Annotated in this window: 15 protein-coding genes; 2 read left to right on the top strand and 13 right to left on the bottom strand. The window is 63.1% G+C overall.

Features of this window, described 5'->3' with window-relative positions; genetic code table 11:
• Both FJ425_RS06430 and FJ425_RS06435 read left to right on the top strand, forming a co-directional pair.
• Window positions 1-780, top strand: coding sequence for a TIM barrel protein (locus tag FJ425_RS06430; protein ID WP_140630346.1), 780 nt, complete (start codon window positions 1-3; stop codon window positions 778-780).
• A gap of 98 nt (window positions 781-878) precedes the next feature.
• Window positions 879-1,631, top strand: a complete 753-nt coding sequence (locus FJ425_RS06435) for a 3-methyl-2-oxobutanoate hydroxymethyltransferase (RefSeq protein WP_224632709.1) — start codon at window positions 879-881, stop codon at window positions 1,629-1,631.
• A 718-nt stretch (window positions 1,632-2,349) separates the two neighbouring features.
• On the opposite strand, the gene FJ425_RS06440 is transcribed toward FJ425_RS06435, so the two are convergent.
• From FJ425_RS06440 to ehuC, 13 genes are all read right to left on the bottom strand, one after another.
• Window positions 2,350-3,261: an ABC transporter permease gene (locus tag FJ425_RS06440; RefSeq protein ID WP_140630351.1), complete on the bottom strand. Its 912-nt coding sequence runs from the start codon at window positions 3,259-3,261 to the stop codon at window positions 2,350-2,352.
• Window positions 3,258-4,358, bottom strand: coding sequence for an ABC transporter permease (locus FJ425_RS06445; RefSeq protein WP_140630356.1), 1,101 nt, complete (start codon window positions 4,356-4,358; stop codon window positions 3,258-3,260). The genes FJ425_RS06440 and FJ425_RS06445 overlap by 4 nt, the downstream gene beginning before the upstream one ends.
• Window positions 4,355-5,878, bottom strand: a complete 1,524-nt coding sequence (locus FJ425_RS06450; RefSeq protein ID WP_140630971.1) for an ABC transporter ATP-binding protein — start codon at window positions 5,876-5,878, stop codon at window positions 4,355-4,357. The genes FJ425_RS06445 and FJ425_RS06450 overlap by 4 nt, the downstream gene beginning before the upstream one ends.
• Window positions 5,879-5,880: 2 nt before the next feature.
• Window positions 5,881-6,975, bottom strand: coding sequence for a BMP family ABC transporter substrate-binding protein (locus FJ425_RS06455; protein ID WP_176477105.1), 1,095 nt, complete (start codon window positions 6,973-6,975; stop codon window positions 5,881-5,883).
• A gap of 26 nt (window positions 6,976-7,001) precedes the next feature.
• Window positions 7,002-8,381, bottom strand: a complete 1,380-nt coding sequence (locus tag FJ425_RS06460; RefSeq protein ID WP_140630358.1) for an amidohydrolase — start codon at window positions 8,379-8,381, stop codon at window positions 7,002-7,004.
• Window position 8,382: 1 nt separating this feature from the next.
• On the bottom strand, window positions 8,383-9,042 hold the full coding sequence (locus FJ425_RS06465) for a glutathione S-transferase family protein (RefSeq protein WP_140630361.1): 660 nt from the start codon (window positions 9,040-9,042) through the stop codon (window positions 8,383-8,385).
• The gene (locus FJ425_RS06470; RefSeq protein ID WP_140630364.1) at window positions 9,039-9,884 is read right to left on the bottom strand and encodes an aromatic ring-hydroxylating dioxygenase subunit alpha; all 846 of its coding nucleotides are present in this window, start codon (window positions 9,882-9,884) and stop codon (window positions 9,039-9,041) included. The genes FJ425_RS06465 and FJ425_RS06470 overlap by 4 nt, the downstream gene beginning before the upstream one ends.
• Entirely contained in the window at window positions 9,881-10,531 is a 651-nt protein-coding gene (locus FJ425_RS06475) for a Rieske 2Fe-2S domain-containing protein (RefSeq protein ID WP_140630366.1), read from the bottom strand. Before FJ425_RS06475 ends, FJ425_RS06470 begins: the two co-directional genes overlap by 4 nt.
• Window positions 10,532-10,694: 163 nt before the next feature.
• Window positions 10,695-10,928 (bottom strand): acylphosphatase, encoded by a 234-nt coding sequence (locus FJ425_RS06480; RefSeq protein WP_246673283.1) that lies wholly within the window; start codon window positions 10,926-10,928, stop codon window positions 10,695-10,697.
• Between the two features lie 117 nt (window positions 10,929-11,045).
• The gene (locus FJ425_RS06485; RefSeq protein WP_140630371.1) at window positions 11,046-11,819 is read right to left on the bottom strand and encodes a GntR family transcriptional regulator; all 774 of its coding nucleotides are present in this window, start codon (window positions 11,817-11,819) and stop codon (window positions 11,046-11,048) included.
• Entirely contained in the window at window positions 11,816-12,595 is a 780-nt protein-coding gene (ehuA, locus tag FJ425_RS06490) for an ectoine/hydroxyectoine ABC transporter ATP-binding protein EhuA (protein WP_140630373.1), read from the bottom strand. The genes FJ425_RS06485 and ehuA overlap by 4 nt, the downstream gene beginning before the upstream one ends.
• Window positions 12,592-13,251: an ectoine/hydroxyectoine ABC transporter permease subunit EhuD gene (ehuD, locus tag FJ425_RS06495; RefSeq protein ID WP_140542713.1), complete on the bottom strand. Its 660-nt coding sequence runs from the start codon at window positions 13,249-13,251 to the stop codon at window positions 12,592-12,594. The genes ehuA and ehuD overlap by 4 nt, the downstream gene beginning before the upstream one ends.
• Window positions 13,248-13,976, bottom strand: coding sequence for an ectoine/hydroxyectoine ABC transporter permease subunit EhuC (ehuC, locus tag FJ425_RS06500; protein ID WP_140542682.1), 729 nt, complete (start codon window positions 13,974-13,976; stop codon window positions 13,248-13,250). The genes ehuD and ehuC overlap by 4 nt, the downstream gene beginning before the upstream one ends.
• Between the last annotated feature and the right edge of the window lie 48 nt (window positions 13,977-14,024).

Raw genomic sequence — 14,024 nt, forward strand, 5'->3', positions numbered from 1 at the left:
ATGGCCCAGCCCTTCCAACTGGCCGCTTGCGCCGAGATGCTTTGGCGCGACCGCCCGATGGCTTGGCGCGTCGCGCGGCTGCATGAAATGGGTTTCGGCGTTGGATTGTGGAATTGGCCGGACCACGACCTCGCGGCGCTTGAGAAGACCGGCGCGAGCTTCACGATCATGAACGGCTATCTCGAAGGGCGGGTTGCCGACGATGAGGGCGCCGACATGCTCTTGAAGTCAGCTTCCGAGACCGCGAAGGTCGGAAAACGCCTCGGCGTTGCCCGGTTGAACCTGCACGGCACCGGGCTTGGAGAGGGCGGTATTCCCATCGTAAAGGCCGAGGTCGAGACCGGCCCCATGTGGCTGAAGGCGCGCGATACGTTGAACCGCATCTGCGACATGGCCGAAGCAGAAGATGTCGTCTTCACGCTCGAAAACCTGAACCTGCTGGATCACCCAGGCTGCCCCTTCGGCTCCACGGCGGCGGTGCTGGCTTTGGTGTCGTCGATCGACAGGCCGCAATTGCGGATCAACCTCGACCTCTATCACACCCAAATCGGCGAGGGCGACATCGTGCGCTGGTGTCAGAAGTGCCTGCCCTTCATCGGTGAGGTGCAGGTCGCCGACAATCCGGGTCGCTGCGAGCCAGGAACGGGCGAGATGAACTGGCCCTACATCGCGAGGGCCCTGTTCGACATGGGATATCGCGGGGCAGTGGGGCTGGAAGCTTTTGCGCAAAATGATCCGGAAGCAGCGCTGGACGCTTTCCGGCGGGCTTTCACGATCTGAGAAACGAACTGCGGCGGAGGCTGACCATGGGCATGTATCACAACCGTCCTCATGTCGAGGACATCCGAAAGATGAAGCGGAATGGACAGAAGATATCCATGCTCTTCGTCAGCACGCCCGAGGAAGCCGCCGCCGCAGCGGCGGCGGGCATTCACATGCTTTCGATCGAAGGCCGGTATTTCGACCAGGAAATGCGGGATGCAGCCGGCAACTGTTTCGTGCAGGTCGGTCTGCCCTATGGCGGCTGGGGCAGTTTTGCAGGCCGGCCTCTTGCCACGGCGGAAGATTATCTGCGGGCGGCCTTCCATTTCGCCGGCATTGGCGGCGACGCCTTCTACTGCGCGGCCTCCTATGACGTGCAAAGGGCGCTCTGCGACAACCACCTCCCTGTCGTCGGCCATATCGGCCTGATCCCTTCCTACATCACCTGGACGGGGTGGCGAGCGGTCGGCAAGACGGCGGACGAAGCGCTCCGCCTCTGGCGACATACGAAGAGGCTCGAGGAGATCGGCGTCTTCGGGGCGGAATTGGAAGTCGTGCCTGACCGGGTGGCGAAATTCCTGACCGAGAACTCGTCATTGGTGATGCTTGGCATGGGCGCCGGCAAACATGCGGATGCGCAATATCTCTTCACCGAAGACGTCTGCGGCTACGGCAAGAACCACAAGCCACGACATGGAAAGGTCTACCGAAATCTTGGTCCTGAGTTGCAGAAGATTCAGGACGAGCGCATCGCGGCGTTCAGAGAATACAGGGCCGATGTCGAATCTGGCCGATACCCAGGCTATGAGCACACCGTTCCGATCGGAGATGCCGAGTTCGACAGCTTCATGCAAGCGGCCAAACGGTGAATCGATGCCTCCGGAGCTACCCACTTCATTACCAGGAACTGCCAAGCAACTGGGAATGCGAAGCACCAAAGCGCCAACTCTCGCTGAGCTCAAAATACTGATTGCAAAGAAGGAACTGATACTTCCGGCGAAACTGGAGACAGCGGCTCGCCTAATGTTCTCGAACCCGGACTACGTCGCCTTCGAGAATTCGGTCTCGATCGCACGCCGGTGCAACATATCAACGACCACCTTATCTCGCCTCGCTCCGCGCCTCGGCTTCAGCTCGTTCAAAGAAATGCAGAACTGCTTTCGCAAGGATATCCTTGATCGAAAGGGCAGCGGAAACCGAGCTAACAAACCAATTGCATCGATCGCCAGAGCCTAAGCTGCGTTTTACTAGCCGGCGACGTCAGGTGGGCTTTCTAACCTGGCTTCCTAGAAGCCGACGGTCCGCTTCCGGCCTCATTGCGGCCATTCCAGAAATTGGGCGGGCTCATACGGAGGGATATGGGAAGCTTCGGAGTTTTGGCCCAAAAAAACTTGGTAAAATCAACGATTTCAGTACGTCCTCCGGCACACCATTATCCTTATTTATCAGTGCTTTATGGGCGGTTCGCTAATGCCAGCGACGGGATCAGCTCAGCATTTTTAAGGCATGGACTTGAGGCTTGCGTGCAGCCCTTCATGCCCCTGAGCTCAGATGTCGGGCTATTGCGCGCCCGGGCGGCGAGCGACACTATTGTTCGAAAGGCTCTCCCAGCGAAGCCACGCCGTTGAGCTTGAGCAGACGCCGGTTCGAAGAAATGATGCCCAGCACGACGATTGTCACGAGATAAGGTAGGCTCGACAGAAGTTGCGAGGAAACGTCGAGCCCAGTTGCCTGGGCTGCGAGGCTTGCGAGGGACACGGCGCCGAAGAGGCAAGCACCAAGGAAGATACGGCTGGTAAGCCAAGTGCCGAAGACGACGAGCGCGATCGCTATCCAGCCGCGCCCGGCGATCATGCCATCGGCCCAGAGCGGAGTGTAGACCACGGCCGCGTAGGCACCGGCGAAACCCGCCAACGCGCCGCCGAAAGCGACCGCGGCGAAGCGCACGGCGATTACCGGATAGCCGAGCGCACGGGCCGCCTTGGGATTCTCGCCGACGGCGCGGATGACGAGGCCGGTCTTTGTGTGGGCGAACACCGCCCAAATGGCGACGGTCGCAGCAAGCGAAAGCCACACGACAATGTCTTGGCTGAACAAGCCGCCGATGACCGGGATATCTGAAAGCCAGGGCAATGAGAGCTTCGGAAGCCCTTTGACCGTGAGGCTCTCAAAGCTCTTGCCGAACAGCGCCGACAGGCCCTGGCCGAGGATGCCGATGGCGAGGCCCGTCGCAACCTGGTTCGCCCGGAATCCCAGCGCCACGACGGCAAAGACAAGGGAAAGAGCGGCGCTGGCGAGACCAGCGGCGAGGAAACCCAGGAGATGCCCGCCGCCTTGATAGACGATGATGAAGGCAATGACTGCGCCGAGGGCCATCAGGCCCTCCACACCGAGATTGAGGACCCCGGCGCGCTCGGCCACCAGTTCGCCGAGCGCCGCCAGAAGGAACGGCGTAGCCGCCGCCAACATCCCGGCGAGGATGAACTCCAAGGCGTTCATGGCGTGCTTCCGCGGGCGACATGGCGCCATTCGAGCCGATAGCGGACGAAGGCGACGGCGACAAGATAGGCAAGCAGCAGACTGCCCTGGAATACCCTGACCGCAGCGACCGGCAGATTTGCCGAGACCATGGCGTTATCGCCACCGATATAGAGGGCCGCCATGAGCAACGCGGAAAAGACGATGCCGACCGGGTGAAGGCCTCCGAGATAGGCGACGATGATGGCGGCATAGCCGTAGCCGGTCGAGATGGAGCGCTGCAACTGTCCGAGCGGCCCGGCCACCTCGGCCGCTCCGGCGAGCCCTGCCGCGAAGCCACCGACGAGGAGCGAAAGCCAGATCGCACGTCCTTCGTTGAAGCCGGCGTATCCGGCGGCGCGCGGCGCGAGGCCGCCGACCTGCAGCTTGTAACCCGCGAAACTCCTCTGCATGAACAGCCAGGCCGCGAGGGAGAAGGCGCAGGCGACAAGCAGCGAGACGTTGACGCGGGTGCCGGGGATCAGGATCGGCACCATCGCGTCAAACTGGAACATCACCGATTGCGGGAAGTTGAAGCCATTCGGATCCTTCCAGGGGCCGAGAAGCAGATAGTTGAGCAATTGCGCGGCAACGAGCGCCAGCATGAGCGACACGAGAATCTCGTTTGCGTTGAGCTTCACGCGCCAGAAGGCCGTGAGCGACGCCCACAGCGCGCCGCCCAGCGCGCCGATGACGAGCATGGATGGCCAGATCCACTGGCCCGTTGCCTGGGGGAACCAGACGGGAATGGCGGATGCGAAGATCGCGCCGAGGATGAACTGACCCTCGGCGCCGATGTTGAAGACCTTTGCGCGAAAGCCGATCGCAAGCCCCTGCGCGATCAGCAGGAGCGGCCCCGTCTTCAGCAGGACTTCCGAGAACGAGGCCCAGGACAGGAAAGGCTCCAGAAGCATCGCGTGGAAAACGGCTACCGGATCGCGGCCCATCAGGAGGTAGAGCCCGAGATTGAGGAGTGTCGCCAGGCCGAGCGCCACGGGCGGAGCGACCAGCTTCACGGTAAGCGAGGCATGCTCCCGGCGAACCAGAACCGGAAGCAACGGCCTGGAAAGAGCACTCATGCCGGGACCTTCGTGGCCATTGATTGCGCGCCGATCATGTAGCGGCCGATCTCCTCGGGTCTGGTGTCGCGCGTCACCAGCGGCGGGCTCAGCCGGCCCTGATGGATCACCTGGATCGAATCGCAGAGTTCGAACAGTTCCTCCAACTCCTCCGAGATGACGAGGATGCCCATGCCTTCGTTGCGCAGCGCGACAAGGCGCCGGCGGATGGCGGAGGCCGCGCCGATGTCCACGCCCCAGGTGGGTTGCGCCACGAACAGCAATTTCGGGGACAGCATGATCTCGCGGCCGACGATGAACTTTTGCAGATTGCCGCCTGAAAGCGCGCTGGCCTCCGCTTCGGAACCGGGCGTGCGCACGTCATATTGCCGGATGCAGTTCTCGGTGAAAGCCTTCGCCCGGGCTGTGTCGACAAGGCCGCGTTTCAGCAGGCCGAACGGATGGGCGGTCAGAAGGCTGTTGAGGACGAGCGACATTTCCGGCACCGCGCCGCGGCCGAGCCGTTCCTCCGGAACGAAAGCGAAGCCCAGCCGGCGGCGGGCGGCCGTATCGAGCGCGCCGACATCCTTTCCCATCATGTAGATGCAATTGGACTTTTGGCGCGGCAGCACCGTTTCGCCCGAGATCAGCGCCGCGAGTTCGCTCTGCCCGTTGCCCGATATGCCCGCTATGCCGAGGATCTCACCGGCACGCACCGTCAGATTGACGTCGCAAAGCGGCACCGCGAAGGGATCGTCAGGCTGATGGTCCAGGCCGACGATTTCGAGGCGCTTTTCGCCGCCGGAATGCGCCAACGCCGGCATGGGCTGCGGCATGTCGCGGCCAATCATCATGCGGGCGAGGTCGTGCGCGTCATGATCGCGCGGGTCCACGTGGCCGGTAACGCGCCCGCCGCGCAGGATGGTCGCTCGGTCGCAGACCGCCCGGATCTCTTCCAGCTTGTGCGAGATGAACAGGATCGAAACGCCGCCGTCGCGCAGCCGCCGCAAAGTCTCGAACAGCTTGTCCACCGATTGCGGCGGCAGGACGGAGGTCGGTTCGTCGAGGATCAGGAGCTGGGGTTCGGTCATCAGGCAGCGAATGATCTCCACCCGCTGCCGTTCTCCTACCGACAGCGCGTGCACATGGGCAAGCGGATCGACCTCGAGTCCGAAGTCGCGGCCGAGCGCACGGATGTATTCCGCGAGATCCGCTTTGCCCTTGGGCACGACCAGGCGGATGTTCTCCACCACCGTCAGTGTTTCGAACAAGGAGAAATGCTGGAAGACCATGCCGATCCCCTTGCGCCTCGCATCCGCGGGGGAAGCGAGGGCCAGGGGGTCTCCTTTCCAGGTCGCCGTTCCGGCGTCCGGCTGCTCGACGCCGTAGATCAGCTTCATCAGCGTCGACTTGCCCGCTCCGTTTTCCCCGAGGATCGCATGGATCGAGCGTGGAGCCACATCCAGATCGATGTCTCGATTGGCATGGATCTGGCCGTAGCTCTTGCAGATGCCGCGCAGCGACAGGAGCGGGACGGTCACGGTCACTTGGGCAGCGGCGTGGTGACACCCTTGACGTGCCAGTCCATGGCAACGATCTCGGCCCCGGTCATCGTCTTGCCGGCGGGCACGCCCTCGCTGCCGTCGGCCTTGACGATCGGACCGGTAAAGGGCGAGAAGCTGCCGTCGGCGATCTTGGCTTCAACGTCCTTGATCCTGGCCATCATGTCGGCCGGTATTCCCGGGTTCCAGTCAACGACCTCGACAACCTTGTCGCCGACACCCAGGAAAGCGTTTGCGCCCTTGAAGGTGCCGGCGATGTGGGCGTCGACCGAGGCCTTGAAGAAGGGCGACCAGTCGGTCGCCACGCAGCCGAGATAGTTTTTGGGCGCGTATTTCTTCATCGACGAGTTGAGGTTGAAGGCGGGGACGCCGGCCTCTTCGCAGGCCGAGACGACGGAGGGTGTGTCCTGCGCGTTGGAGAAGATCACGTCGCATTTCTGCGCCAGCAGCGCCTTGGCGGCCTCCTGCTCCTTGGCCGGATCGAACCAGGAGTTCACCCATACGACCGAAACCTCGACATCGGGCTTCACCGCCTGCGCTCCCAGCGTGAAAGCGTTGATGGAGGTGATCAGCTCGGGAATGGCGAAGGCAGAGACCGAGCCGAGCTTGCCGGTCTTCGAAAGCGCGGCCGCCGCCATGCCCATAAGGTAAGTACCTTGGGAATATTGGGCTGCGAAGGGCGAGAAGTTCGGCGCCACCTGGAAACCGGAAGCGTGCAGCACGGTTACGTCGGGATTGCGGCGCGCGATCTGCAGGGCGCCGTTCTGATAGCCGAAGGAGCCGGCGACCAGGAACTTGTTCCCGTCGGCGACCGCCTTGTTCATGATCCGGTCGGCATCGGGTCCTTCCTGTATGTTCTCGATGATGGTCACCTTCACCTTGTCGCCGTAGGCAGCCTTCACAGGCTCAAGCCCGTCGGCGAGCGCACGGCCCCAGCCGACATCGCCGACCGGCGACGGGACTACGAGCACGATGCCCAGAGGTTCGTCGGCGGCAAGCGCGCGGCCGCCCACCGCCACGACGAGCCCAGAGGCGGCCGCGCCTTTCATCAATGTTCTGCGGGTAAGATTTGTCAGCATGTCGGTTCCCCTTGTTTTGGTTTCTAAAATTCCACCGTCGCAAGCGCCGCCTCGGCTTGCGCGAACAGCCTGGCCTCGTCGAGCCCCGGGAATTCGCCTTTGGCCCAGACGATGCGGCCGTTGATCATGGTCATGTCGGTCGGCGCGCCGATGCCCACCTTGGCCAGCAGGCTTAGCGGATCGTGCCGCGTGCCGACATAGTCCATGCGCCGCGTGTCGATGGCGAAAAGGTCGGCGGCCATGCGGGGCGCCAGCTTGCCGATTTCGCCGCGTCCGAGCAATGCCGCGCCTCCGGTCGTCGCATAGCCGAGAAAATCGGCCGGCGGCGGCACCGGATGGTCGCGCGTCGACGCCGACAGGCACTGCAGCATGTAGGCGGAATGTATGCAGTGCATCAGGTTGGAATTGTCGTTTGAGGCGGCGCCGTCGCAGCCCAGACCCACACTGAGTCCGAAGGCTGACATCGCCGGAATGTCGGTGATTTCGGCGCCGACGAGGTAGACCGGTTCCGGGCAGTGGGCGACGCCGGTGCCGCTCGCGGCCATCTTGCGCAGCTCGTCGTGGGTCAGTTCCCAGCAATGGGCATAAAAGGTATCCGGCCCGCAGAAGCCGATGTCCGCGCAATAGTCCACCGTGCGCATGCCGTGACGGGCCTCGATCACGGGGCTTTCGCCCTCGCCGACATGGGTATGCATGCGCACCCCGCGGTCGCGCGCCAGCGCCACCGATTCCACGAAGGTGTCGCGATAGCAGTTGACTGGCTGGCAAGGCGCGACGACGACCTGCCGCATGCCGAAGGGACCGGCATCATGGTAGGCGTCGATCAGCCGGGCGCAGTCGGCGATGAATTCGTCGGTCGTTTCCAGCATGGCGTCGGGGATGGTCGAGCCTTCCGATTTGGGCAGCGTGTTGCCGCCACGTCCGGCATGGAAGCGCATGCCGAGCAGTTCGGCTGCTTGGAACTGCCGGTCGATCAGCTGCTTGCCCGCCTGCCGCGGAAAGCAATACTGATGGTCGAATGCCGTCGTGCAGCCGTGCTTTATCAGCTCGGCCATCGCCGTGACCGATGCGTGGTAGAAGCATTCCTCAGTCAGCCGCGAGAAAATGGGATAGATGCGGTCGAGCCATTCGATGACCGACAGCTTCGTCCAGTCCAGATCGGCGCGGTTGCGCACGAAGCATTGAAAGAAATGATGATGGGTGTTGACGAGGCCGGGATAGACGAACCAGCCAGCGGCGTCCTGCGTGATTGTTCCAACGGGCAGCTCTGCCTTGTCGAGGCCTGCGCCGATGGCCCGTATTGCCGGGCCGTCGGTCAAGACATCGACATTGCGTCGGATATCCGGACCGTTGCCCTCGTCCACGATGACCGCAGCGCAGCCCTTCAGCAAATAGCCCGCCACGTCAGGCCTCGCCGACTTCGAGGACGGGCGCAGGTGTCAATTCGTGCAGCCGGTGGATGCCCGGCATCTCGATGAAGCCCTCGAGACTGCGGACCGCCCGTGACCAGAGCCGGATCGCGGGATAGGGGTCGAGCGAAACGCCGCCGTCCGGCGCCAGCGCAACATAGGGAAAGCAGGCAATGTCGGCGATCGTCGGTCGATCCGACGCGAGGAAGCGCTGGCCGCGGACATGCTGTTCGACGAGGCCGGCTTCCAGCTCCCGCAGGGCCGCTGTTCCCTGCTCCCGAAGGGCGGCGATATTGCCCGGACGCAGCAGCATCTCGTGCAAGCGCGCCGCCCCAAGGCTCGCGGTCAGCCGGTGCGAGAAGGACAGCCATTGCTGGACGCGCGCCGCCCGCCCGGCCGTATCATTGCCCAGCCATTGGGGTGCCGCCTTCGCGGCGAGATAGACCAGCATGGCCGAGGATTCGGTCAGCACGAGGTCGCCATCCTCCAGGATCGGGATCGAACCCGCCGGATTGAGCGCCATGAGCTCAGGACCGCGATGCTCGCAACCGGGATGGAAGTCGACAGGGCGGATGTCGAGCGTCACCCCGATCAGCGCAGCCATGAGGCGCACCTTGTAGCAGCTCGGCGACAGCACGTAGTCGTAGAGCTTCATTGCGCCACCAGTTGCGCGCCGTAGGTGTAGCCGTGGCGTTTCAGCCAGCGCCGGTAGGCAACCGAGGTAAGGTCGGCGCGCGTGGGGATCTCCATGCCGGGATCGAGCGGGAGCAGCGTCGGAATCTGGTTTTCGAGGATCGACCGGTCCTGAACGAAGATCGTCTGCTGGAAATGGATCAGGTCGGTCATCGGTGTTTCGTCATCGAACAGCGCCATCCATGGCCAGACGTCGCACAGGTCTTCGGCAAGTGGCTGCACGAAAAGTGTGATGACGTCCCATTCCGCCGGGCGAGGCGGGCAGGTCTTGTAGAGCACCGAGCAGGTCGGCGCGGGCACGCGGTACATGTATTCCGTGGTGATGCCACCTTCCGCCGACTTGGCGGCCTGCGGCTGGTAGAACTTCACCTGAGTGGCCCAGACCTCGTCTTCGTCCTCTCGGATCTCGACCTTGTAGTTCTGCACCTCCGTATGCGGCTCGGCCCCCAGTATGTCGGTGTGCACGAAAGGAAAATGCGCGATGTCCAGGAAGTTCTCCACCGCACGCAATGGCGAGCAGCGCACGCGCACCACCCCGACATCGACGAGCCGCCGGCCCGGCTGATCGGCCTCGGGGATCGCAAACAGCGGCTTTTGTGGATCACCGAGCGACGACCAGACATGGCCATAACGGATGCAGGCCGGCAGGTCACGTCCGTTGCCGCCCGTGACCTTCGCGTTTCCATCTTCGCCGCGCCTCACCGCGATCGGCTCGCCCATCAGGGCCGTCCTGCGCCCATGCGCATCGAGCTGGCTAGCAAGGCCGACAGGGTACCATCCGTCGATCATCGTGTTGCGGGTCATCGGGCGATTCCGGCGCGTGCAATATCCTCGGCCGCCCGCCGCAGCGCCTCGGCGGCCCTCGACGCGTCGATACGCTCGTCCGGATTGCTGTCCTCGTTCACCAAAACATGCATCAGCGTGCGCGCCTGCCCATCGGGAGCAAGCAGCAGCCAGACGGTCCGGTCATCATAGGTGTAGTCGAGCAGGCCTCCAGCGGCTTTCGTGCCCGCGGCCGCCTCCAGCGCCACGATGCCCGCTTCCACCACCATGGAGCGGAGCGGCGCAAGGCCCTCGAACCGCGGCGGTCCGGCGGCGGGTTCGCCAACCGAAATCCATATGATGCCGCCGCCATCCTCGACGTGCTGTGTCGCGACACGAATCGTGTCCGGCGGCGTCAATGCCGGTTGGGCCGGAATGCGCTGGCAGTTTCCCGCCTTGGCGTAGCTCCAGCCGTGATAGATGCAGGCCAGGGTCTCACCGCGTACGAAGCCGTGGGAAAGGCGCATGCCGCGATGGGGGCATCTGTCGGCGAAGGCCGCCGCACGGCCGGAGCGGGTTCGCCAAAGGGCAACCGGTCCGGCCGGGGATTGCGCCGGCATAACGGTTTGCGCCGGCAAGTCCGCGGAGAGGGCAACAGGCATCCATGAGCCGGTGGGATAGGGCGGCATGCATCAACTTTCAAAACGGCACCAGCATCTTCCCAATCGAAGCTTCGCGGTCAAGGATATGCTAATACGCCGGGTTACGTTTGCACAACATTTCCTCACTGGCAATAATGCCTAAAAAAGGTGCATGACACTTCGGCAGGCAGAGGGCCGCAGGCCCAGAAACCTAGCCCGATTCGCTCTCGATCGGCGCCCGGCGGATGGTCTCGACCCAGACATCGATTGGTCCAAGAGAGCACCCCATCTCCATCATGTCGATGAGTTCGGCCGGACCGGCAATGTCGAGTTCAATGCGGTCGGGACCGGCAACGCATATCGCATGCGCGAGCCCGAGCTTGGCGGCATGACGCTCGATCCACGGAAGAAAGGATGCCACTTCGACATCGCCGAGGATCGTCATGCGCTCCCGCCAGGAACATCGATTTTGCTCGCTCATAGAAAACCTCGGCAATGAAGCTGATATTCTATCTATCTACATCGTGCTCAATCGCTGAAGCATCTGCTTTTGAGAGCATCGTCACGCCAGACCTGAAGTCGAAGACCGCGCTGACTTGATCGAATCGTCTTTACGCAAAGTTCCCCCTTTGTCGCTTCGGTGAAACATCATCCGCCGAAAGCTCATCGAGATATGCGCCCGCCTGATGTGTCCGATCGAAGCCCAGTCGCCGATCTCGGCCGCCGCGAGCACCTCCGCGATTTCCCGGCGGAACGCGGCGAACTCCTCGGCCAGGCCAAGCCGCGGCATCATTTTCAAGACGACCCGTGCGACCTGGAAATAGAGCCGCTCGCTGATGTCGCGCAGCGGCTGGTTTCCGGTCATCGCGCTCAGCTCATAGAAGAAATCCATGTTGAGCCGCAGGAAAGCGCGCTGGTCCGGATGGAGGATGTGGGCGTCGCAGCGCTCCATCAGCGCGCGTATGCGGTCGAGATCGGCACCGGTCCGCGGAATTGGCGACAATTTGCCGATCAATTCCGCCAGCTCCATGCGCAAATGGTAGACCTGCTCCAATTCCTCGATGTCGACGTCGGTGACGATCGTGCCGACACCATGGACCGACTGGACCAGGCCTTCCGATTCCAGACGCGCAAGGACCCGCCGGACCGGAGTCCGGCTGACTTCGAACTCTTGAGCGAGCTCTTCTTCCGACAGGTGGTTCCCGGGGGGATAGTCGAGCAGGCAGATACGGTCACGCAGAATCCTGTAGATGCGTTCCGATCTCTCCCGCGCCGAAGGCGGTCGCGTTGGACCGATCGTGGCCTGCTCTATCGCCGCATCGTCGTTGCGGGTCATCCCGCCTCCAGCACCGCGCGCAGGAATTGCCGCGTCCGTTCGTTCTTCGGCGCGCCAAACAGCTCGCTTGGAGGTCCCTGCTCGCAGATCTTGCCTTGGTAGAAGAAGCAGACCCGGTCGGAGAATTCCTTCGCGAAACCCATCTGATGGGTGACCATCAGCATTGTGAGGTCATGCTCCCGCCCGATTTGCCTTATCACCTGCAGCACTTCGCCGACAAGCTCGGGGTCGAGCGCCGATGTCACCTCGTCGAACAGCATGATCTTTGGCCGCATGGCGAGCGCCCGCGCGATCGCGACGCGCTGCTGCTGTCCGCCGGAGAGCTGCGAGGGATAGTGAGCCTTCTTCTGCGACAGGCCGACCATGTCGAGCAACTCGGCCGCGCGCGCCTCGGCGTCGGCGCGTTTCATGCCGAGCACAGTCATCGGCGCCTCGATGCAATTGGCCATCGCGCTCATATGCGGGAACAGGTTGAACGATTGGAACACCATGCCGATCTTGGCCCGTACCCGCCTGATATGGCCGAGATTGGCGGGAACCAGCTTGCCGCCCTTGTCCATATGCGTGAGCGGCTCGCCTTCGACCCAGATGACGCCGTCATTGATCGTCTCCAGCGTCATCAGCATGCGCAGTACCGTCGTCTTGCCGGAGCCGGAAGGTCCGATGATCGACACCTTTTCGCCGCGCGCAATGTCGAGGCTGAGCCCGTCGAGAACCGTCAGCGCGCCATAACGTTTCGACACATTGTCGAAGCGCACCATGGGCTGGTCCGTCATCGTGGAGTCCTCCGGTTGAGCAGGCGTTCCAGAATACGGATGAGCGCGGCCGAGACCAGGCTCATCACCAGGAAGAACAGGCCGACGAGCGTCATCGGCTCGGTGTAGCGGAAGGTGTCGGAGCCGATGATCTTAGCCGTCTGCATCAGTTCGAGAACGGCAATGGCCGACAGCAGCGGCGTCTCCTTGAACAGCGCGACCAGGTAGTTGCCGAGCGCCGGAACGATCGGCGGAATGACCTGCGGGATGATGATATCGCGAAAGGTCGCCCATTGCGGCAGGTTGAGCGCGATCGACGCCTCCCATTGGCCGCGCGGGATGTTGTCGAACCCGGCGCGGTACACTTCCGAGCAGTAGGCCGCATAATGAAGTCCGATCGCGATCACGCCGGCGGTGAAGGCGTCCAGCACCACGCCGAATTTGGGAAACACGAAATAGAGGAAGAAGATCTGGATGAGCAGCGGCGTCGAGCGGATCAGCTCGACCAGCACCGATATCGGCCAGGCCGTCCACGGTATGGCGATGCGCACCAGGGCGAGCGCCAGACCGAGCAGGGCCGCGATGACGAAGCCGATCAGCGTCGCCTCGATGGTGATGATCGCAGCACTTGCCAGCGTCGGCAGGATTTCGAGCGCGAAGGACCAATCCCACATCAGGCGGCCCTCCCTCGCGAGAGCCCGGCGGACGCCCGCTGCTCGAGAAACCGCATGCCGATCGTGATCGCGAGCGACATGACGAGATAGATCAGAAGCACCAGAGTGAAGATCGGGACGGTTTTCAGCGTGCTCTGGTTCATCTGCTGCGCCTTGAAGGCGAGGTCCGTCAGCGTGATGAGCGACACCAGCGCCGTCGACTTCAGGAGCTCGATGAACAGGTTGCCCCAGGGCGGGATCATGGCGACGAAAGCCTGCGGCAGGATGATCCTGCGCAGCATCTGGGCGCGGCTCATGTTGAGGGCGATCGACGCTTCCCACTGGCCGGGCGCCACCGCTAGGATCGCTCCGCGCACCACTTCCGATCCGTAGGCGCCGACATTGAGGCCCAGCGCCAGCACGGCCACCGTGAAGGCGTCCATCAGCAAGCCGAATTGCGGCAACACGAAAAACAGCCAGAAGAGCTGCACCAGCGCGGAGGTGCCGCGAAAGATCTCGACATAGACCGTCGCCAGCCAGCGCAGCGGTGCCGCCCCGTAGAGGCGGGCAAGCGCCGCCAAGACGCCCATCACCACGGCCAGCACGCTCCCCAGCACGGCGATTTCAATGGTCAGCAGCGCTCCCTGCAGCAGTCCCGGCAGGAACAGGCTGTAGGAGGTCTGCGTGGCGAGCAGGCCGATCACCGCCAATGCGGCAACCAGCATGCCAACAAGCGTCCGGATGCCCATCTGCCTCTCCGAAGAAAAAAGGCGGCGCCGAAGCGCCGCCCGGAGTTG

Source organism: Mesorhizobium sp. B2-7-2, assembly GCF_006440775.1.
Lineage (GTDB): Bacteria > Pseudomonadota > Alphaproteobacteria > Rhizobiales > Rhizobiaceae > Mesorhizobium.